The 19,888-nt window shown below is 64.1% G+C and carries 17 protein-coding genes; 6 read left to right on the top strand and 11 right to left on the bottom strand.

The window, feature by feature from the left end:
- Window positions 1–42 precede the first annotated feature (42 nt).
- The 3 genes from ASB57_RS07065 to zigA all read right to left on the bottom strand — a co-directional run bounded on the left by ASB57_RS07065 (window position 43) and on the right by zigA (window position 4,403).
- A complete protein-coding gene (locus ASB57_RS07065) occupies window positions 43–1,035 on the bottom strand; it encodes a tripartite tricarboxylate transporter substrate binding protein (RefSeq protein ID WP_057651591.1) in 993 nt (330 codons plus the stop codon).
- Window positions 1,036–1,275: 240 nt separating this feature from the next.
- Entirely contained in the window at window positions 1,276–3,069 is a 1,794-nt protein-coding gene (locus tag ASB57_RS07060) for a thiamine pyrophosphate-requiring protein (RefSeq protein WP_057651590.1), read from the bottom strand.
- Window positions 3,070–3,203: 134 nt separating this feature from the next.
- The gene (gene zigA, locus ASB57_RS07055) at window positions 3,204–4,403 is read right to left on the bottom strand and encodes a zinc metallochaperone GTPase ZigA (RefSeq protein ID WP_057651589.1); all 1,200 of its coding nucleotides are present in this window, start codon (window positions 4,401–4,403) and stop codon (window positions 3,204–3,206) included.
- Window positions 4,404–4,687: 284 nt separating this feature from the next.
- On the opposite strand from zigA, the gene ASB57_RS07050 reads away from it, so the two are divergent.
- On the top strand, window positions 4,688–5,719 hold the full coding sequence (locus tag ASB57_RS07050; RefSeq protein WP_082621423.1) for a tripartite tricarboxylate transporter substrate binding protein: 1,032 nt from the start codon (window positions 4,688–4,690) through the stop codon (window positions 5,717–5,719).
- On the opposite strand, the gene ASB57_RS07045 is transcribed toward ASB57_RS07050, so the two are convergent.
- On the bottom strand, window positions 5,707–6,660 hold the full coding sequence (locus ASB57_RS07045; RefSeq protein WP_057651588.1) for a LysR substrate-binding domain-containing protein: 954 nt from the start codon (window positions 6,658–6,660) through the stop codon (window positions 5,707–5,709). The genes ASB57_RS07050 and ASB57_RS07045 overlap by 13 nt on opposite strands.
- A gap of 225 nt (window positions 6,661–6,885) precedes the next feature.
- Here ASB57_RS07045 and ASB57_RS07040 point away from each other — a divergent pair, with 225 nt between their 5' ends.
- Together ASB57_RS07040 and ASB57_RS07035 are read left to right on the top strand one after the other, a co-directional pair.
- A complete protein-coding gene (locus ASB57_RS07040; protein WP_057651587.1) occupies window positions 6,886–8,769 on the top strand; it encodes a CocE/NonD family hydrolase in 1,884 nt (627 codons plus the stop codon).
- A 110-nt stretch (window positions 8,770–8,879) separates the two neighbouring features.
- Window positions 8,880–10,487: an argininosuccinate lyase gene (locus tag ASB57_RS07035; protein ID WP_082621422.1), complete on the top strand. Its 1,608-nt coding sequence runs from the start codon at window positions 8,880–8,882 to the stop codon at window positions 10,485–10,487.
- A gap of 9 nt (window positions 10,488–10,496) precedes the next feature.
- On the opposite strand, the gene dld is transcribed toward ASB57_RS07035, so the two are convergent.
- The 6 genes from dld to ASB57_RS07005 all read right to left on the bottom strand — a co-directional run bounded on the left by dld (window position 10,497) and on the right by ASB57_RS07005 (window position 16,025).
- A complete protein-coding gene (gene dld / locus ASB57_RS07030) occupies window positions 10,497–12,224 on the bottom strand; it encodes a D-lactate dehydrogenase (protein WP_082621421.1) in 1,728 nt (575 codons plus the stop codon).
- 53 nt (window positions 12,225–12,277) lie between these two features.
- The gene (locus ASB57_RS07025) at window positions 12,278–12,628 is read right to left on the bottom strand and encodes a ribbon-helix-helix domain-containing protein (protein WP_057651585.1); all 351 of its coding nucleotides are present in this window, start codon (window positions 12,626–12,628) and stop codon (window positions 12,278–12,280) included.
- Between the two features lie 95 nt (window positions 12,629–12,723).
- Window positions 12,724–14,322, bottom strand: coding sequence for a GMC family oxidoreductase (locus ASB57_RS07020; RefSeq protein ID WP_057651584.1), 1,599 nt, complete (start codon window positions 14,320–14,322; stop codon window positions 12,724–12,726).
- Window positions 14,323–14,339: 17 nt separating this feature from the next.
- Entirely contained in the window at window positions 14,340–14,951 is a 612-nt protein-coding gene (locus ASB57_RS07015; RefSeq protein ID WP_057651583.1) for a tat (twin-arginine translocation) pathway signal sequence, read from the bottom strand.
- Between the two features lie 84 nt (window positions 14,952–15,035).
- A complete protein-coding gene (locus tag ASB57_RS07010) occupies window positions 15,036–15,434 on the bottom strand; it encodes a VOC family protein (protein ID WP_057651582.1) in 399 nt (132 codons plus the stop codon).
- Window positions 15,435–15,446: 12 nt separating this feature from the next.
- Window positions 15,447–16,025 carry a DJ-1/PfpI family protein gene (locus tag ASB57_RS07005; RefSeq protein WP_057651581.1) on the bottom strand — a complete coding sequence of 193 codons (579 nt, stop codon included), beginning with the start codon at window positions 16,023–16,025 and terminating at the stop codon, window positions 15,447–15,449.
- 250 nt (window positions 16,026–16,275) lie between these two features.
- Between ASB57_RS07005 and ASB57_RS07000 the strand changes: the two genes are divergently transcribed.
- The 3 genes from ASB57_RS07000 to ASB57_RS06990 all read left to right on the top strand — a co-directional run bounded on the left by ASB57_RS07000 (window position 16,276) and on the right by ASB57_RS06990 (window position 19,018).
- Window positions 16,276–17,436, top strand: coding sequence for a CaiB/BaiF CoA-transferase family protein (locus ASB57_RS07000; RefSeq protein WP_057651580.1), 1,161 nt, complete (start codon window positions 16,276–16,278; stop codon window positions 17,434–17,436).
- An 11-nt stretch (window positions 17,437–17,447) separates the two neighbouring features.
- Entirely contained in the window at window positions 17,448–18,185 is a 738-nt protein-coding gene (locus ASB57_RS06995; protein WP_057655979.1) for an enoyl-CoA hydratase/isomerase family protein, read from the top strand.
- A gap of 74 nt (window positions 18,186–18,259) precedes the next feature.
- Window positions 18,260–19,018 carry an IclR family transcriptional regulator gene (locus tag ASB57_RS06990; RefSeq protein ID WP_057651579.1) on the top strand — a complete coding sequence of 253 codons (759 nt, stop codon included), beginning with the start codon at window positions 18,260–18,262 and terminating at the stop codon, window positions 19,016–19,018.
- Window positions 19,019–19,045: 27 nt separating this feature from the next.
- On the opposite strand, the gene ASB57_RS06985 is transcribed toward ASB57_RS06990, so the two are convergent.
- A complete protein-coding gene (locus tag ASB57_RS06985) occupies window positions 19,046–19,651 on the bottom strand; it encodes a cysteine dioxygenase (RefSeq protein ID WP_057651578.1) in 606 nt (201 codons plus the stop codon).
- Between the last annotated feature and the right edge of the window lie 237 nt (window positions 19,652–19,888).

The raw sequence follows: 19,888 nt of genomic DNA, 5'->3' as shown, positions 1-19,888 counted from the left end.
TGGGGCTTGAATATCTGGGCCCTGAATGTCGACTCAGTCGTCCTACGGCAGCGTGATGTGCCGCTGTGCGATCAAGTCGCCCCACTTACGGCTTTCCTGGGCCGCGTATGCGACGTAGGCTTGCGGCGAGCCGGCGGTCAACTCATAGCCCTGAGCCGCCAGCTGCTTGGCGAGCTTGGGTTCCTTGAGGCTGTTGTTCAGGGCCACGTTCAGTTTCTGCACGATCGCGTCAGGGGTGCTGGCCGGCACGAACAAGCCGAAGGTGGTGAGCGACTCGAACCCCGGCACGCCGGACTCCGCCAGCGTGGGCACGTCCGGCAGCAAAGGGGCACGATTGGCGCCGCTGGTTCCCAGCGCGCGCAGCTTGCCGCTGTGGATCAAGGGCTCGGCCACGCTGATGTCGACGAAACCGACCTCGGTCTGTCCTCCCAGCAGCGCCTGCACGGCGGGCGCGCCGCCGCGATATGGGACATGCATCATGTTGATGCCCGTCGTGGACATCATCAGTTCCGTCGCCAGGTGGCTGGATCCGCCCACGCCGGACGACGCGTAATTGATCGCGCCGGGTTTGGCCTTGGCCGCCGCCACCAGGTCCGCGACCGTTTTATAGGGCGCCGTCGGCTGGACGCAGAGCACCTGCTGGTTGCCGCCTATCATTCCTATGGGCCGGATGTCCTTCTGCAGGTCGTACGGCAGTTCGCGGTAGAAATGGGGCGCGATGGCGAACGTGCTATTGGTGCCCAACAACAAGGTGTAGCCGTCGCCCGGGGCGCGCGCGACCTGCGCATAACCTATGGTTCCCGTGGCGCCCGGCTTGTTCTCGACCACGATGGCCGCGCCGCCCAGCTGCCGGCCCATGCCTTCGGCCAGCAGGCGTCCCAACATGTCGGTGGAACCGCCCACCGACCAGGGGATGATCATGCGTATCGGACGGGAAGGATAGTCGTCGGCATGGGCCGGACCGGCCCCGACCGAACCGGCCAGACAGAAAACCGCGGCGAGCAGCGCGCTCGCGGTTTGGCGTAGCGTACGCATGGATGGGGCCCCTTGTTTCTGGTTTGGAACCGCCGGTGTCATGCACTGGCGTGTTCTTTGCCTCAACTATCGCCGCGGGGCGAAAGGCCGCACAAATGAAAAAATCCAATGCTTTTATCGATACGCCTCAATAATCACGCGCTGGCCGCCGCGCTGCCGCAGCGCACCACGATATGCGCCGTTTTGGCGCGGCGCGGCACGATTGCGGGGCAGCATGGTCGCCGCGGTGTGGGTGGTGGGTCAGGACTTGCCGCCCGGCAGGACACTTCCCAAGACCTGGCGCGCCGTGTCGATCACAATATTGCCCTGCTCGGGATCGCCTTGCAGCAGCGCCTTGCCGAAGGCGCGCGCCTGCGTCATGGTGATGTGCGGGGGCAAGGGAGGCACGCTGGGGTCCGCCTTCACCTCGATGACCACGGGTCGGTCGGCATGCAAGGCGGCGTCCCAGGCGGCGCCCAGCATGTCATCCTGATCGACGTAGATGCCCTTCAGGCCGATCATCTCCGCGAAGGAGTGATACGGGATCGAAGGAATGTCCTGGGACGCAGAAAACTTGGGATCCCCATTGATGACTCTCTGCTCCCAGGTCACCTGGTTCAGGTCGCCATTATTCAGCACCATGCAGATCCAGCGCGGGTCGGCCCACTGTTCCCAATATTTGGCGACGGTAATCAACTCCGCCATATTGTTCATCTGCATCGCCCCGTCGCCGACGAGGGCGATGACCGGCCGGTCCCCATGCGCGAACTTGGCGGCGATCGCGTAAGGGACCGCGGCGCCCATGGACGCCAGGCCGCCGGACAAGGAGCACATCATGCCGCGCTGCACTTTCAGGTCGCGCGCATACCAATTGGCAACCGATCCCGAATCGCTGGTCACGATGGCGTTGGCGGGCGTGCGGGGGGACATTTCCCAGATCGCGCGCTGCGGGTTCACGCCCGCGCGGCCGGGCTCCAGGGCGCGCTTCTCCAACGTCTTCCACCACCGCCCGGTCCAGTGGGCGATATCGTCACGCCAGCGGGTATCGGTTTTCTGCTCCAGCAGCGGCAGCAGCTCGCGCAAGGTCTCGGCGCTATCACCTACCAGGCTGACTTCCATGGGATAGCGCAGGCTCAGCATATCGGCCTTGATATCGATCTGCACGCCACGGGCCGCGCCCTCTTTCGGCAGGAACTCCGCGTAGGGAAAGCCGGACCCTATCATCAGCAGCGTGTCGCAGGCTTCCATCATTTCGTAGCTGGGCTTGGTCCCCAGCAGACCGATGGAACCGGTCACCCAGGATTCATCATCGGGCAACACCGCCTTGCCCAGCAGCGCCTTTGCCACCCCGGCCCCCAGGCGATTCGCCACCTCGATGACTTCGTCGGTCGCGCCCAAGGCACCCGCGCCTACAAGAATCGCGACCTTCTTGCCGGCATTCAGGACGGCGGCTGCCTGCTCCAGGTCTTCCTTGTAAGGGACCAGCCGCGGCGCCTTGTAGCCCACGCCCGAATGCACCGTCCCGTGCTGGCGGCCGGGCGGCTCGTAATCCAATTCCTGCAGATCATTGGGCAGGATCAGCGCGGTGACCTTGCGCTCGGCCAAGGCGGTGCGCACGGCACGGTCGACCAGGTGGCGCACCTGGCCCGGCACCATGGCCTGCTGAACGAATGCGCCCGCCACATCCTTGAACATGGACACCAGGTCCAGCTCCTGTTGGTAGTGGCCACCCAGCGCGGCGCGCGCCTGCTGGCCCGCGATCGCCAGGACGGGTACATGGTCCATGCGAGCGTCATAGAGACCCGTCAACAAATGGGACGCGCCCGGTCCCGACGTGGCGATGCAGACACCCAGCTCACCCGTAAATTTTGCATGAGCACTGGCCATGAAGGCCGCCATCTCTTCATGGCGTGCCTGGACGAATTCGATCTTCCCCTCTGCGCGGCGCAAGGCGCCAAAGACCCCGTTGATACCATCTCCCGGATAGCCAAAAATGCGGCGCACGCCCCAGGCGTACAAGCGTTCAACCAAAAAATCGCCGACAGTAATGGCCATTTGGAACTCCCATAGATGAGCAGACGGGGGCGCGGACTGACGTCCGCGCGACAAGCCGGCTCCTCCGCAATCGCCGTTCCTCCGGGTTATTCCTGATTACCTCCTACCGACCTGCAGGATCACGCGGGCCAGCTTCAGCCTTCTACCTGCCACGTCTGCCACGTGGCGGGGCCAGCAGCCATCTCCTCGTCACTCAACAGGCAGGCGTCGAAGGAAGCACGCAGATCGGCTTCGTCCATTTCCATCCCGATGATCACGATTTCCTGGCGGGCATCGCCGACCTGGTCGTCCCAGTTCGCGCGTATGGAAGCCTGATACTCAGGATCCTGTGGCCACTCCTCCGGCGGCATGGCCGCCCACCAGTAGCCCGCCGGACCATGGCGCGCGACGGCGCCCGCCTGCGACCAAGAGCAGGCCACTTCCGGCTGCGAGGCCAGCCAGAAGTAGCCCTTCGAGCGCACCACGCCGGGCCATTCGCGCTGCGTGAATGCCTTGAAGCGGCGCGGATGGAAAGGCCGGCGGGCGCGATAGACGAAGCTGCGGATGCCGTATTCTTCCGTCTCGGGCACGTGTTCGCCCCGCATCTCGCGCAACCAGCCCGGCGCCTTGGACGCGTCTTCGAAATTGAACAGGCCCGTGTCCAGCACCCGGTCCAGGGGCACTTGCCCATGTTCGACCAACTCGATGCGTGCGCGGGAATTGAGCGTGCGCAAGATAGCCAGCAGACGAGCCCGTTCGGCGTCGTCAACCAGATCGAGTTTGTTGAGCACGATCACGTCGCAGAATTCGACCTGCTCGACCAACAGGTCCACCACGGTGCGCTCGTCCTCGTCCCCCAGCGACTCGCCCCGGGCTTCCAGGCTGTCCTGCGAACCGTAGTCACGCAGGAAATTGAAGGCATCGACGACGGTCACCATGGTATCCAGGCGAGCCGCATCGCTCAGGCTGCGGCCGTCCTCACCTTCGAAGGTAAAGGTCTCCGCCACCGGCAAGGGTTCTGAAATGCCGGTCGATTCGATCACCAGGTAGTCGAAGCGCCCTTCAGCGGCCAGGCGTCCTACTTCCACCAGCAGGTCCTCGCGCAAGGTGCAGCAGATACAGCCGTTGCTCATCTCGACCAGTTTCTCGTCGGTGCGGGACAGCTCCGCGCCGCCCCCACGCACCAGCGCCGCGTCGATATTGACCTCGGACATATCGTTGACGATGACAGCCACGCGGCGGCCCTCGCGATTATTCAGGATGTGATTGAGCAAGGTCGTCTTGCCGGCACCGAGAAATCCTGAGAGCACCGTGACAGGGAGTTTGCGCGGAGGGGGAGAGACAGTGGTGGTCATGTTCTACATCCTGGGAAATTTGTGTGATGTTATAACATATCATTAATCGAAGCTGTTTATGGTGATCCCTTGCTGGTTGGGATGGAGCTGTCGGCACCATGGACGTCGAACGCCGACACCACTGTGCGCACCCGCCCCGGGGGTAAATCCCGACAAAGGAAAATCCTATGCGCGCATAGAAAAGCGATATTTGCCCTGGCGCCGCCGTCTCCCTACGATGGAGCCCGCCAACGCGGCCTATCGTCATAAGAAACGCGTATGGCACGTCACTTCAAGGGAAATCGATGTTCAGCTTTTCGTTCCGTCCTCTGTCCAGCCAGCGCCGCAACACGCGCTCGACCGCGCCTCGCCACGCCGTCGTGGCCGCCGCCGCCCTGCTCGCCACCGCCCTTGCCCTGCCGGGCGCCCAGGCGGCCGACTTCCCCGACCACCCGATACGCCTGGTCGTGCCGCAATCCGCCGGCTCCGGCGGCGACGTCGTGGCACGCCTGTTGAGCGACAAGATCGGCAGCGTCCTGGGCGCATCCGTGGTGGTGGAAAACAAACCCGGCGCCAACGGCATCGTGGCCATGTCCTACGTGGCGAAAGCGCCCGCCGACGGCTACACCCTGCTCTTGCCCGGCGTGTCGCAGATGAGTTTCAACCCCAAGCTGTACAAGAACCTGCCCTACGATGCGGACAAGGACTACACCTATGTCGCGCCGGTGGTCGACACGCCCTTCGTGCTGGTCGCGGGCAAGAACAGCCCCTACAAGACCTTGCCGCAGTTGATCGCGGCCGCCAAGGCGGCGCCCAGCTCGATCACCTTCGCCAGCGCGGGCGCCGGCAACTCAACGCACCTGTCGACGGAACTGATCGCCAGCGGCGCCGGCATCAAGCTCAAGCACATTCCGTACAAGGGCTCGGGTCCCGCACTGAACGCGGTGATCGGTGGCCAGGTCGACCTGATGACCAGCGTGCTGGGTTCGGCCCTGCCGCAGATCCAGGGTGGCAACGTCGTCCCGCTGGCCGTCCTGGCCGATCAGCGCGCCAGCGACCTGCCCAACGTGCCCACGGTGAAAGAAGCCGGCCTGAATGTCCCGCCCATGCCCGGCTGGTTCGCCATCGTCGGCCCCGCCGGCATGGACAAGGCCGTGGTCGGCAAGCTGAACGCCGCCATTCAAGCGGCCATCGCGGATCCCGCCATCAACAAGAAGCTGAAGGATCTGTACTTCGTGCCCCTGCAGGGCACCGCCGAACAGATCCGCGCGCGCGCCGACCAGGACGCCCAGTTCTGGGGCGACTTCATCGCCAAGAACGGCATTCAGGTCGACTGACGCACCGGCAGGGGGCGCTCCCCCTGCCAATGCACGCCCGTCCAGCGGCCATCGGCGACCAATTCGGCGGCAACGTCGATAAGGGTCTGATGGATGTGCGTGCAGGCCACGCTTTTTTCCGTCGACAAGGACATGCACACCGAGACCCGGCGACGGAAATCCGTGCTGGCAATACGCGTGGCGACGACATTCTCGGAGTTCGCCTCCGGCCCCACCAGCGCTGACGAAGGCAGCACGGTCCAGCCCTTGCCGGCCCGCACCAGCGTCAGCAACACCGACACCGCGCTGGTTTCCGCGACCAGGCGCACGGGCAGATCCTCTTCAGCGAACGTCCGCGCTGTCAGCACGCGGATGGAATTCGGGAAACTGGGCAGCACCAAGGGCAGCTCTGACATCTGCCGCAAGGTGACGGCATCCAGCCCCAGCGACGGGCCGACCACGAACAGATCTTCAGTCAACAAGGGCGTGATCGTCATGCGCGCCGGCTGCGGCCGCGCGTCCATCGCCACCGACAGGTCCAGCCTGTGCATGGACACCGCGGTCGCCAGGTCGCTGCTGCTGCCTTCCACCACTTCCAGCACCACTTCCGGACAACGTTCGGCCACGGCCTCGATCAGGGGCAAGGCCAGTATGCGGGACGTGCTGGTGGGAAAGCCGACTTTGACGTGACCCGTCGGGATGTCGCGGCCATGCTTGAGCGCCGACTTGGCCTCGTCGGCCTGGCGCAGCATGATCTTGGCATGGCGGTACAGCAGCTTGCCGGCTTCAGTCGCCCGCACGCCGCCAGGACCACGCAGCAGCAGCGCGGTTTCCAGTTCCTTTTCAAGATTGGCCACGTGCTGGCTGAGGGAGGGCTGCGCGATATGCAGGGTCTCCGCAGCGGCGGTAATGCTTTCAAGTTCGACGATGCGGACAAAATACTTGAGCTGGCGCAGGTCCATCGGAAAATCCTATTCTTCCGCTGTGATGTTAGCGAAATTCGGGATAGTGCTGCTAATCGCCGGCAAGAATTCGCCTAGGTGTAATCCCCTAATTTCAGCACCGCTCAAGCGTTCTTGGGACGGCATCGCATTTACCTATGGCGATATCCATATCAAATATTGGCAGGAAGCCTTGGGGCTCTCTAAGATAGCCGGCGATATTCCCTGCTTATCCCAAGGATCGCCATGCCGCCCGCCGTATCCCCCGCAGTGCCCCCCGCCTCGCCTGACCAATACCTCAAGAACGAAGCCCAAGCCTGGTCGGTGCCTCCGCAAGCCTATGCGCAAGCCCGGCCCGTTGATTACGTCGTGCCGGAGCCCACGTCGCGTTACCTGACCATGCGCGATGGCTGTCGCCTGGCGATCGATGTCTATATTCCCAAGGCCGCCGATGGCAAGACGGCGGCAGCGCGTTTTCCCACGATCACGCTGTTCACGCCCTACTACCGCCGCTTCAACCTGAAGGCGGGCGGCACCGGCGAACGTGCGCCAAACACCGCCAAACTGCGCGACTACTTCGTGCCGCGCGGCTATGCGGTGGTGGTGATCGACGTGCGCGGCACGGGCGCCAGCTTCGGCACCCGCGACAGCTTCCGTTCCCCGCGTGAACGCGACGACAGCTACGAAGTGGTCGACTGGATCGTCGCCCAACCCTGGTCGACAGGTGTGGTCGGCGCCACGGGCATCTCCTACCTGGGCGCCGCCTCGGACTTCCTGGCCGCCACGCGCCATCCCGCGCTGAAGGCCATCGCGCCGCTCTTCTCGGTGTGGGACACCTACACCGACAACTACTATCCGGGCGGCGTCCAGCTGAAGGCGCTGACGCAGAGCTACGACGACCTGATGGTGGCCCTGGACCACGACCGGCGCGAAATGCTGCACCGCTTCGTCTACTACGCCAATCCGGATTTCGCGGGTCCACAGCCTGTCGATGAAGATCCCGACGGCGCGCTGTTGAAAGATGCGGTGCACGAACACCTGGGCAACTTCCGCCAGACCGAGTTCATGCCGGAATTCCGCTTCCGCGAAGAAGCGCTGCCCTACGATCCCACTTTCAGTTCAGCCACGTTCAGTCCTTACAGCCTGGCGGCGCAGATCCCGGAAGATGTGGCGGTACTGTCGATATCTGGGTGGATGGACGGCGCCGGCTATATGAACAGCGCCATTTCCCGTTATTTGACGCTGGACAAGAATCCCCGTTACCTGATGCTGGGACCGTGGGATCACGGCGCGCGCATCGATGTATCGCCCTGGCGCCTGACGCAGATGGCCGAGGCCCCCTGGCTGGCCGAAACGCTGCGTTTCTTCGATCAATACCTGCTGGGGACCGAGACGGGCTTGCGCGACGAAGCGCCCATCCACTATTACGCGCTGCATGCCGAGCAGTGGCGCAGCGCCACCCAATGGCCCCCTTACGGCGACGACACTCCCACGCGCCTGCATCTGGCGCCCCAGGGCGCGCTGGCCGATGCCGCGGGCAAGGACACCACGCAGCAGGACTACCAGGTCGATTTCTCCCTGGGCACCGGCGCCGGCACGCGCTACGAGCGCATCGCGGCCATCAACAGCACCGAGTACTACCCGGATTGGCAAGGCCGCACCGATCTCATGGCCAGCTTCACGTCGGCGCCGCTGGCTGCGGCCGCCGAACTCGCCGGCCATGCGGTGATCGATCTTTGGGTCAGCAGCAATGAACCCGACGCCGCGGTCTACGTCTACCTGACGGAAATCGAGGCGGACGGCCGTGAGCGCTACGTGACCGAAGGCATGCTGCGCCTGTTGCACCGCAAGATCACGCCGTGCCCGAGCGGATACCGCACCACCTGGCCGTTCCGCAGCTTCCGGCGCGAGGACGCGGCGCCCCTGGTGCCGGGCCAATTCGAGCGTGTCGAGCTGGCCCTGCTGCCGACCGCATGGCGTTTCCCGGCCGGCAGCCGCATACGCGTGTCGATCGCCGGCCACGATGCAGACCATTGCGGGCAGGTGCCGCACGGCCGGCCGCCCCGCCTGACCTTGGGGACCGGCGGCGAACACGCGTCGTCCATCGTGCTGCCTTTGCGCAAGGCATAGGCCGATTCAGGCTGGCGAAAGCGGACAGGCGCGGGGCTTGGCTAGAATGGGGATCGATTCATTCGTTCCCCCTGCCACGGCCCCGCAACTGGCCAATAACGAGAACATCCATGAGACTCCGCTTATCGCCTCTCTATTTCTGTGTGGCACTGGCCTGCGCGCCGGCGCTGACCGCCGCCCAGATCAAGCCCGTCGAGCCGGCCGCCGGCAATGCCGAAAAGCCGAGCGCGAAGCCTGCTGAAAAGCCTGCGACCAAGGCCCCCGCCAAGCCCGTCCGCGACGAGTTCTTCTGGCTGGGCGAAATCAACAAGGCCACCGCCGTCATCAATACCGACGAAGGCCTGCTGGACAAGAGCATGGCGCCGCGCCTGGCCGCGGCCGTGCAGAAGGTCATCGATGACGGCAACCAGCCGGGCGGCAAGCGCCCGTCCACCGTGATCACCTTCGAGCCCCTGCTGATCAAGGCCGGTGGCCTGGACGTCACGCTGCTGCACGCCGGCCGCTCCAGCCAGGACATGCACGCCACCTACCGGTCGGCCATCCTGCGCGACAAGCTGCTGGAACTGGCCGACCAGCTGCATGCCACTTCCAAGACCCTGGTGGACCTGGCGGCCAAGCACGTCGACACCATCGTTCCGAACTACACCAACGGCGTGGCCGCCCAGCCCAACAGCTACGGCCACTATCTGCTGGGCTTCGCCGCCGCGCTGGAGCGCGACGCGCAGCGCATCCAGGAAACCTATGCCCGCGTCGACCGTTCGCCCATGGGCACGACGGTGCTCAACGGCACCAGCTGGCCGCTCAACCGCAAACGCATGGCCGACTATCTGGGCTACGCCAAGCTGGTCGACAACGCGTATGACGCCGCGCAGATCTCGTCCATGGACGAGCCGGTGGAAGTGTCATCCATCGTCACGGCCATTGGTTTGCACACCGGCAATTTCATTGAAGACATCATGACCCAGTACGCGCAGTCGCGTCCCTGGATCCTGCTGCAGGAAGGCGGCGGCAACACCTACGTGTCCAGCGCGATGCCGCAAAAGCGCAATCCTGGCCTGCTGAACTCCACCCGCAGCGATGCCTCGACCGCTCTGACGCTGGCCATGGGTCCCATCATTCAGACTCACAACATCACGCCCGGGATGCCGGATCCCAAGGAAGTCGACCAGAATTCCGCCATGGTCGACGCCGCCATCAAGGCTTTGAAGAAGTGGGACCGCGTTCTTAAAGCACTGGTCATCAATCCGGACCGAGCGCTGGAGGAATTGAACAGTGACTGGACCGCGTCCCAGGAACTGGCGGACCTGCTCATGCGCAAGTACAAGCTGCCCTTCCGCGAAGGCCATCACTTCGCCTCCGAGGTGGTCGAGTATGCCCGCCAGCATGACATCAAGCCTTTGGCCTTCCCTTATGCCGACGCCAAGCGCATCTACGCCGACGTCGTCAAAGGCAGCAAGTATCCGCAGGAACTGCCCATGAGCGAAGCGGAGTTCCGCGCATCGCTGGATCCGGTCGCCATCGTCAAGGCACGCGCCACGTCCGGCGGCCCGCAGCCGGCCGAGATGGAGCGCATGTTGAAGGAAGCGCGCGACAACCTGGCGCAACAGGACACCTGGATCAAGTCGCACCGCAGCCATATCGACGATGCCCTGGCGCGTTTGAACAAGGACTTCGATACCCTGGTGGCCCAGGGCGACAAAGCCACCCCGGCGAAGTAAGCCCGGACGCTAAGCCTCGTTTTCCCGGTAGTAAGGCAGTTTGGACATATGCCCGATGCCGGGATTGAGGCAATTGCACGGGTCCAGCCCCTGGTAGAACGCACGCAAGGCGGGCTTGGCGTCATAGAGATGGCCGACGTTGTGCTCCGCCGGATATTCCGCGCCGCGTTCGTCCAGCAGCCGCCACATCTCGTGTTCAAGGGTCAGGCAATCCTGGCCCTTGTGCACGATGTAGTCCTGGTGGAACACGTGGCAGAAGAAGTGCGCGTAATAAAGCTTGATCGCGATGCGCGCTTCCATGTCGGCAGGCAGGCGTTCGATCCAGTCCTGGTCGTTGCGACGCAAGGCGATGTCCAGCGCCACGATGTCTTCGACCTGGTCGGGGTGCATGGCCCGGTAGCGCACGGCGGCGCCGGCGGCCGCGAAGCGGTGCAGAAAGGCCTTGCGCCCCTCGTCGTCGCTGCACAGGAAGAAAGCGCTGTCGCCCCCCGTGCAGTTGGCGCTCAGATAGGTCTCGATTTCCGCGACGCTGTCGGCCGACACCTTGAGCATCAAATGATGTTCGTAGCGCTGCCGGTACTCCTTCAAGCGCGCCGGCAGGTGGCTGGGGAACAGACGGCTGGCCGCCTGCATCAGGCGATCGGTCAGGTTACGCGGCAGAAAACCGAAGCGTTCGAAAAACGCATCGCAACGGCTCTTCATGCTGAACAAGGCCGGCAAGCGTTGCGTTCCCAGATGTTCGATCAGCAGGAACATATCCTTGCCATAGCGCTCGGCGATGTCGAAGGCATCGCGATGCATATATTCACCGGCGATAGGCAGTTTGGCGCAATGCTTCAGCATATGCCGGCGTATCCCGGTCAGCACGTCGGGGCGATTGGTGCCAACGTAGAACACCTTGGCGCCGGTTTCGCCGGGAAAGGTGTCCAGCCGTACGGCGAACACCATCAGTTTGCCGGCCGATCCGGAGGCCTCGTGCAGGCGTAGTGGGTCGGCGTTGTAGCGCGCCGGCGTGGCCGCGTCGATATCGCGCACATGGTCGCCGTAGCCTTGATCGGAAGCCGCGCCGGCATCGTGGCGAATCTCGGCGGCGGGCAGGTCGCCGCGGTCCAGGCGCGCCAGCAGCGCTTCCGGCGCGTCATCCGAAGCGATGCCAAGATGGTTCACCAGCGTCAGCTGGCCCGACGCATCGACTTGCGCGTATAAAGCCAGCTCCGTATAAGCGGGCCCACGGCGCACGAGCGAACCGCCGGAGTTATTGCAAATGCCGCCGATGACGGACGCCCCGATGCAGGACGAGCCGATCACCGAGTGCGGTTCGCGGCCCAGGGGCTTGAGCGTCTTTTCAAGCTGATCCAGCGTGGCGCCCGGCAGGCAGACGACCTGCCTGCCCTCTTCGATGACGTGCACGGCGCGCAGGCGTGTCGTGCTGATGATGACCACCGGCCGCCCGTAGGCATCGCCGTCAGGGGTGGAGCCTCCAGTCAGGCCGGTATTGGAAGCCTGGGCGATGACCGCCACGTCCGCCGCGACGCAGGCCTGCAGGGCTTGCCACAATTGCACCAGTGAGCCTGGCAGCAATACCGCCAGCGCGGCCCCTTCGCCAAAGCGGAAGCCGCGGCGGTAGCGTCGCGTAGCCGTGGCATGGGTCAGCACACGGGCGGCGCCGAGAATTCCGCGGCAGGTCTCGATCAAGCCCGCCCTGTCGGCCAAGGGCGTATGCACGGTGTCCTTCACTGCGTGTCCTTCACTACATGTCCTTCAATGCGTGTCTTATATGTTTTCTTGCATCAGCCCGCGCGCACCACGGACGGCTGGAAATGCCGGGGCGCCGCGCGCGGGGTCGTCTCCACCCGTTCAGCGTTCTGCTCACGCAGCGCGCCCTGCGAAAGATAACGCAGGCAGCACACGCGCAGAAAGGACGCAAAACTCATCGACATCTCGCCATGCCGCGCCAGCAATTCGTCATGCAGCTTGATGGCGAACTGATTGGTCGTCAGCCCTTCGCGCTCGGCGATTTCCTGCAGGACGTCCCAAAACAGGTTTTCCAGCCTGACAGTCGTCACCACGCCATGGATACGCAAGGAGCGGGTACGCGATTCATAAAGAATGGGATCGGTATTGACGTAGATCTTGCACATGCTTCACTCCTTTGAAGTGGCGTGCGGCGATTGCAATCATATGCCAGGACGGCGGTATCCGCGGCGCCGCGCCGCGGATACCATCCTTGGTGCGCCTAGATCGTCCGCTGCTTCATCTGCCCGGCGATGTAATCCGCCTGCCGAATCGCCAGCGTGACGATGGTCAGCGTGGGATTCTCCGCCGCGCCCGTGGTGAACTGGCTGCCGTCCGAAATGAACAGGTTGGGAATGTCATGCGCCTGGCCATACTGGTTGACCACGCCGTCTTCCGGCCGGGCGCTCATCCGCGCGGTGCCCAAGTTGTGCGTGGACGGATACGGTGGCACGCGGTAGACATCGACGGCATCCACGGCCTTGTAGAGCGCCTCGGACTGCTTGAAAGCATGTTCCCGCATCGCATTGTCGTTGGCATGATCATCGAAATGGACATTGGCCACCGGCAGCCCGTACTGGTCCTTCAGCTCGCTGTCCAGGGTCACCCGATTGTCGGCGCGCGGCATGTCTTCGCCGACGATCCACAGGCCGGCCGTGTAGGCATACTGGTCCATGGCATGGGCGAATTCCGCGCCCCATGCGCCGGGCTTGAGAAACGCCGCATAGAACGGCAGGCCCAGCGAGATGGTCTCCAGATGGTAGCCGCCGGCAAAGCCGCGCTTGGGATCATGGCGGGCCTCGTCTTCCACGATGCCGGCCATCACCGTGCCCTTGTACATGTCGACCTTGTCCTTGAAGGTCGCGTACACGGACCCCGTGGTGTGCCGCATATAGTTGCGCCCCACCTGGTCCGAGCTGTTGGCCAGGCCGCGCGAGAACTTGCCCGACTGCGAATTGAGCAGCAGGCGCGGCGTTTCGATGGAATTGCCCGCCACCGCCACGATCCGCGCCTTCTGCTTCTGCAACTTGCCCTGGGCGTCGTAATAGACCACGGCGTTGGCGCGGCCGCGCTCGTCGTGTTCGATACGCGCCACATGCGCCTCGGTGCGCAGCTCCGCATGTCCGGTGACGATGGCGCGCGGTAGTTCCGTATACAGCGTGGACCACTTCGCGCCGAATCTACAGCCCTGGAAACAGAAACCACGCTGGTAGCAATGCGGCCTGTCGTCCTGCGGCACGCTGTTGATGGCCATATGCCCCGTGTTCACGTGCTTGTAGCCGATCTTGGTGGCGCCGGCGTGGAAGATCTTGAAGTTGTTATTGCCCGGCAGCCCGGGCGCGCCGTTGGTGCGGGTCACGCCCAGCTTCTTTTCCGCCCGCGCGTAGTAAGGGTCCAGATCCTCGCGCGTCAGCGGCCAGTCCATCAGCGTGGCGCCGGCAACGTCGCCATAGGTGCTGCGCGCCTTGAATTCATAGGGCTGGATGCGCAGGCTGGCGCCGGCCCAGTGCACCGACGTTCCGCCGACGGCCTTGCAGATCCAGGCGGGCAAATTGGGAAAGTCCGTCGCCAATTGATAAGACCCGGAGGACCGGCGCTTGTCCAGCCAGGCCAGTTGTTGGAATGATCCCCATTCATCCGTCAGGAAATCGGCGCGCGTATGCAGCTTGCCGGCCTCCAGGATGACCACGTTCACGCCCTGTTGGGCCAACTCATTGGCCAGGGTGCCTCCACCCGCGCCCGATCCGATAATCACGACGACCTGGTCATCGTCCAGCGCGAAGGTCTTGCCCTGCTGGCCTTGCAAATCGCTCTCTGACATGTCTGTTCTCCTGGAGCTTAGTTGGCGGGAACCGGACCGCTGTCCTGCAAGGGGGGATCCGGCAGCCAGGCCAGCGCGTTGAAGCCTGTCAGCAGGTAGCCGCCGTCCCCGGCGTTCGCGCCATAGCCGAAATGCGCATACGCCAAGGGGTTGGCGTACAAGGCCACCACCGCGGTCGAACGCACCGTCTGGAAGAACGGCTCCTTGGCCAAGGCCACGAGGTCGCGATCCTGGTCCGCGGTCGACCGCTTGAGCCAATTGCCTTGCGCCATGTCGTCCAGCTTCTTCACGCCGCCGGCCAGCTGCGCCTGCAGCGCGCCATCCGCGGCTGCCTTGCCGTCCAGGTCCTTGACCACCAGCGCGTAGACCGCGTCATCCAGGGTCGCGTGCGGGTAGATGCGCTTGGTCAGCGCCAAAAGCACGTCGCCTTGATGGGTGTCGAGGCGCTTCAGTTCAAGGGCCCAGGCCCGGCTGGGCGCGAAGGCGGCCAGCGTGGAGGAAAGCGCCAGCGTGCCGAACAGCACGCCCGTGCCCTTGAGCCATTCCCGCCGGGTCAGCGGAACGCGCAAGGCCGCGCCGACCTTGTCCGGGTCCGCGGCGACGGCGAGCGCAATCGTCGTTGTTTTCATGTTTGTCTCCTTCCCTACCGGGTGATACCCCGGATTCGTGGATGTTGTAGTAAGCAGCGTGGCGCCGGGCTGACCGACGCGCCGCTACTGGTAATGCCCGTGCCGTTCCAGCACCTCCACCTTGTAGCCATCCGGATCGAGGATGAAGAAATAGCGCGCCAGCAGCGCACCATCGTCGCCGTGGAATTCGCGCAGATCGTTGGGGGTATGGCCCGCGCCCAGCAGACGCTCGCGCTCCTGTTTCGCGTCGTCCACCACGAAGGCCACGTGACCGTAACCGTCGCCATGCGTATAGGGTTCCGCCCGGCCCTTGTTCCAGGTCAGTTCGATTTCCGCCTCGCTCTCCGCATTGCGTAGATAGACCAGGGTGAAATCGTCGAAATCCAGCCTGTGACTGGTCTTGAAACCGAAAACCGTGTCATAGAAGGCAAGCGACTTTTCCAGGTCGCGCACGCGGATCATGGTGTGTATGAGCTTCGCCATGCTCGCCGCCCCTCAATGGGTGATGCGCGTGCCCAGCAGCGCGAGGAATTGCGCGATCCAGTTGCTGTGCGCCGTCCACGCCGGCGCCGTGACGAACTGGCCGTCGGTGATGGCATCGGGCCAGGCCAGTTCCACGTATTCAGCATGGGCCAGCTTCACCTCCGGCGCGCACGCCGGATAGGCGGAGATCTTTCTGCCTTCGATGACCCCGGCTGCGGCCAGCAACTGCGCGCCATGGCAGACCGCGGCGATGGGTTTGCCGGCCTTGGCGAATTCCCTTACCAGATCAAGCACGCGGGCATTCAGCCGCAGGTATTCGGGTGCGCGTCCGCCGGGAATCAGCACCGCGTCGTAATTGGCGCTGTCGACCGTGGCAAAGTCCGCGTTGAGCGTGAAGTTGTGGCCGCGCTTCTCGCTATAGGTCTGGTCGCCCTCGAAGTCATGGATGGCCGTGCGTATCTGGTCGCCCGATTTCTTGTCGGGCGTGACGACGTCCACGACATGGCCGACCGCGCCCAGTGCCTGGACCGGCACCATGAGTTCGTAGTCTTCGACATAGTCACCCGCTAACACCAATATCTTCTTGGCCATGGCTGTCTCCTTTATTCATGGAATTCATGGATGTGGCGGTGGATACGGCCACCGTGGAAAGAGTCTAGGCATGCCGCGCTGGCAACGGGTAATAGCAGGTTAAATTTGCCATTAAGGTTTTCACTAATCCGGACAGGCGAGAAACATGGCGTTAGTGCTATCCTCCCCCTACGTCCCCTGTCTTAAAATTTAGGACTGACATCCTGAAAACAAGGATTCGGTTCTAACCATATAGCTGGATACCCAAGTCATGAAGCACACTGCCGCCCTCGCCGGCGTAAAGGTCATCGAAATCTGCAACGTCGCCGCCGGGCCCTTCTGCGGCATGCTGCTGGCCGACATGGGCGCGGACGTGATCAAGATCGAGCATCCCGAAGGCGGTGACACCCTGCGTGCCTGGCCGCCCTTGAGCGAGGGCTATAGCGAGAACTTCGCATCGCTAAACCGCAACAAGCGCTCCGTCACCCTGAACTTGAAAGATCCCGCCGACGTGGCGCGCGCCCGCGCGCTGGCGGCCAGCGCTGACGTCCTGTTGGAAAACAACCGTCCCGGCGTCATGGCGCGCCTGGGGCTGGGCTATGAAGACCTGGCCAAGCTGAATCCGCGCCTGGTCTATTGCTCGATTTCCGCCTATGGCCAGTCCGGTCCGCGCGCGCAGGAAGGCGGCTTCGACCTGACCATCCAGGCCATGAGCGGCATCATGAGCGTGACCGGCGAGGCCGGCGGCGCGCCGGTCAAATGCGGCGTACCGGTAGCGGACTTCACCGCCGGTCTGTACGGCGCGTTCTCCATCACGGCGGCGCTGCGCGTGGCCGAGACCACGGGCCAGGGGACGCATCTGGACGTGCCCATGCTGGGCGTGACCATGGGGATCGCCGCCTTGCAGACATCCGAATATTTCGGCAGCGGCAAAGACCCGCAAAAACTCGGCTCGGCGCACCCACGCAACGCGCCCTACCAGGCCTTCCGCTGCCGCGACGGCTATTTCGGCATGGCGGCCGGCAACAATGCCCTGTGGAAGAGTGTTTGCGCCGTGGTCGGCCGGCCCGAGCTGTTCCAGGACGAACGCTTCCTGGACACCGGGCGGCGCGCGCGCAACCAGGTCGAACTGCGCGACCTGCTGGAAGCCATCTTTCTGCTGGAAGACGGCGCCACCTGGCTGACGCGCTTCCGCGAGGTCGGTGTTCCCTGCGCCCCCATCAATACCTATTCCCAAGTGCTGGAAGATCCCCAGGTCGAACATATGGGATGGGTGCAGGCGCTTGAATTGCCCAATGGCGTGCGCACGCGCACCTTTGGCGCGCCGGTGCGGATCGACGGCCAGACCCTGCCGATCCGCAGCGCGCCGCCGGCGCTGGGCGAACACAATACCGAAGTGCTCGGTGCGCCGGCCGGCAAGGAATCGGCGTGATGATAGCCAACATGCAGGACGCTGCCGTCAACCAGGACCTGGTCCAGGTCGAACACCGTGACCACGCCACCCTGATCACCTTGAATCGGCCGGAGAAGATGAATGCCTTGTCCGCCGCCCTGGTGGACGCCTTGAGCGCCGCGGTCGATGACGCCCATGAACGCCGCAGCGACCTGATCGTGCTGCGCGGCGCCGGCCGCAACTTCAGCGCCGGTTTCGACTTCGGCGGCTACGAAACGCAGAGCGAAGGCGATCTTCTGCTGCGCTTCGTGCGCATCGAACAACTGCTGCAAAAGGTGGCGACGTCGCCCGCGCTGACCCTGTCCCTGGCGCATGGCAAGAATTTCGGCGCGGGAGTCGACCTGTTTGGCGCCTGCGCGCTGCGCGTGGCCGCGCCCGCGTCGTCTTTCCGCATGCCCGGCCTGAAGTTCGGCCTGGTGCTGGGGACCCGGCGCTATGCCGCGATCGTCGGCACCCAGGTCGCCCGCGAGGTCCTGACGCAAACGCGCACCTTCGACGCCGACGAAGCCCTTCGGCACGGCTTCGTCACCGAGATCGCAGCCGGCGCCGATACGGACGCCTGCATCGCACGCGCCCTGGAAGCCGCCCTGGCCCTGACGCCGTCGGCACGCGCTCAATTGCAGCAGGCACTGGCGCCGACCACCCTGGACACCGATCTGGCCAGTCTGGTCCGCTCTGCCGCCGCGCCCGGCCTCAAAGAACGCATACGCGCGTATCTTGGTGCGTGATCTTTGTATCTCGTCCGAGCCGGCACGGGCCAAGCGCTGTGGTAAGTTAGCCCACCCAATATTCGGGAACTGACATGGACAAGACACTGCTCAAAGGACTGATGGTGCTGGAGGCCGTCACCGACGTCGACGCGCCCCCGCAAACCATCGATGCGCTGGCCGAGCGTGTCGGGCTGACCCGCAGCAACACACACCGCACCTTGCAGACGCTGATGCATGCCGGCTACGTGACCAAGAACGACGACGGCGGCGGCTATCGCGGCGGCATCCGGCTGTTCGAGCTGGCCGCCCGCCAGTTGGGCAAGCTGGACGTGCGGCGCCTGGCCACGCCGCAAATGCGTGAGCTGGCCGACAAGACCGGCGAGACCGTCCACCTCTCAGTGCTGGACGGCATGGACGTGGTCTACATCGACAAGATCGACAGCCCGCAGCCGATCCGCGCCTATTCCATGGTGGGCGGTCGCGCGCCCGCTTACGCGGTCGCGACCGGCAAAGCCCTGCTCGCCTTCCAGGCCGAGGGCTACCTGGACAGCCACGTCGCCAAGCTGGACAAACACACGTCGGCCACTCTGACGACGCTGCCGCGCCTGAAGGACGAATTGCGCAAGACGGTGCGTGCCGGCTACGCCATCAACCGCGGCGAGTGGCGCGATTCGGTGGGCGGCATCGCCGTCGCCATCTTCAACGCGCTTGACGAGCCGGTCGCCGCCATCGGCATCTCCGGCCCGCTGGACCGCTTCACGGCGGCCAAGGTCAAACAATGGGTGCCCGAGGTGCAGGCCAGCGCGCGCGCGGTCTCGGCCCTGATGGGCTATCAGGACGCGCTTGCGTAGCGCATCGGCCGCGCGGCAGGCGCCGGTTCAGGCAAACCGGCCATAGCCCCTCGTGGCCGCGTCCGCGTTGGCATAGCCCGAAATGAACTCCCGCGGCTGCCCGCTGGCCGCGTCATAAACATGCCGGGAAATGCGGCCGATGTTGCCGCCATAAGTGTGAATACTGATGGACACCTGGTCCGCACAGGCGTTACTGACCTTGTGGATGTCGCCTACCTCCGGCGACACGAATTCGATGTCGCCCGGGCGCAGCACCGCCTCTTCCTGTTTCTGCATTGGGCCGCCTGAGGCAAGCTCCCCCAAGGCATAACGCTCGCCGGTCTCCGCGCCGCGCAACATGGCTATCACGCCCCAGGTCATATGATCGTGGATAGGCGTGCTCTGACCGAGGCCCCACACGAAACTCACTACCGTGAAACGCTCATCCGGATCGCAGTACAGCAGATATTGCTGGTAGTACTGGGGATGCGGCACCGTGGCGGCTTGCGGCAGCCACTCGTCCGTGGCAACCAGGACGCGGGCGGCATCGCCCACCTCCTCCAACAAGAGGCGCTGCGTCCCTTCCCGCCCGACCGCATCGCTCACACGCTCGACAAAGGCGCGAAACGCGGGCTGGTCTTCCAAATTCTTCATGTCTCTCTCCAGGAGATGGCCGAGAGTCGACCTCGCGGCGAATCAAGAAATCCTATCATTTGGGAAACAATATTCAAAATATAAGCTTGGTCGCGCCAATTTCCCGAATGCCGTGTCCTAAATCTACGGGTCTACCCCTATAAACCAGGGTTATCCCTCATAAGCACCACAAATGGCGAAAATAAGAAATCAGAATTTTTCTTATACAGACCAGCGGCGTATAACGATTCCCGTCAA

It is taken from the genome of Bordetella sp. N, assembly GCF_001433395.1.
GTDB lineage: Bacteria > Pseudomonadota > Gammaproteobacteria > Burkholderiales > Burkholderiaceae_B > Bordetella_C.
Note: the sequence above shows the minus strand (reverse complement) of the source record. Positions and strands in the feature narration are given on the sequence as shown.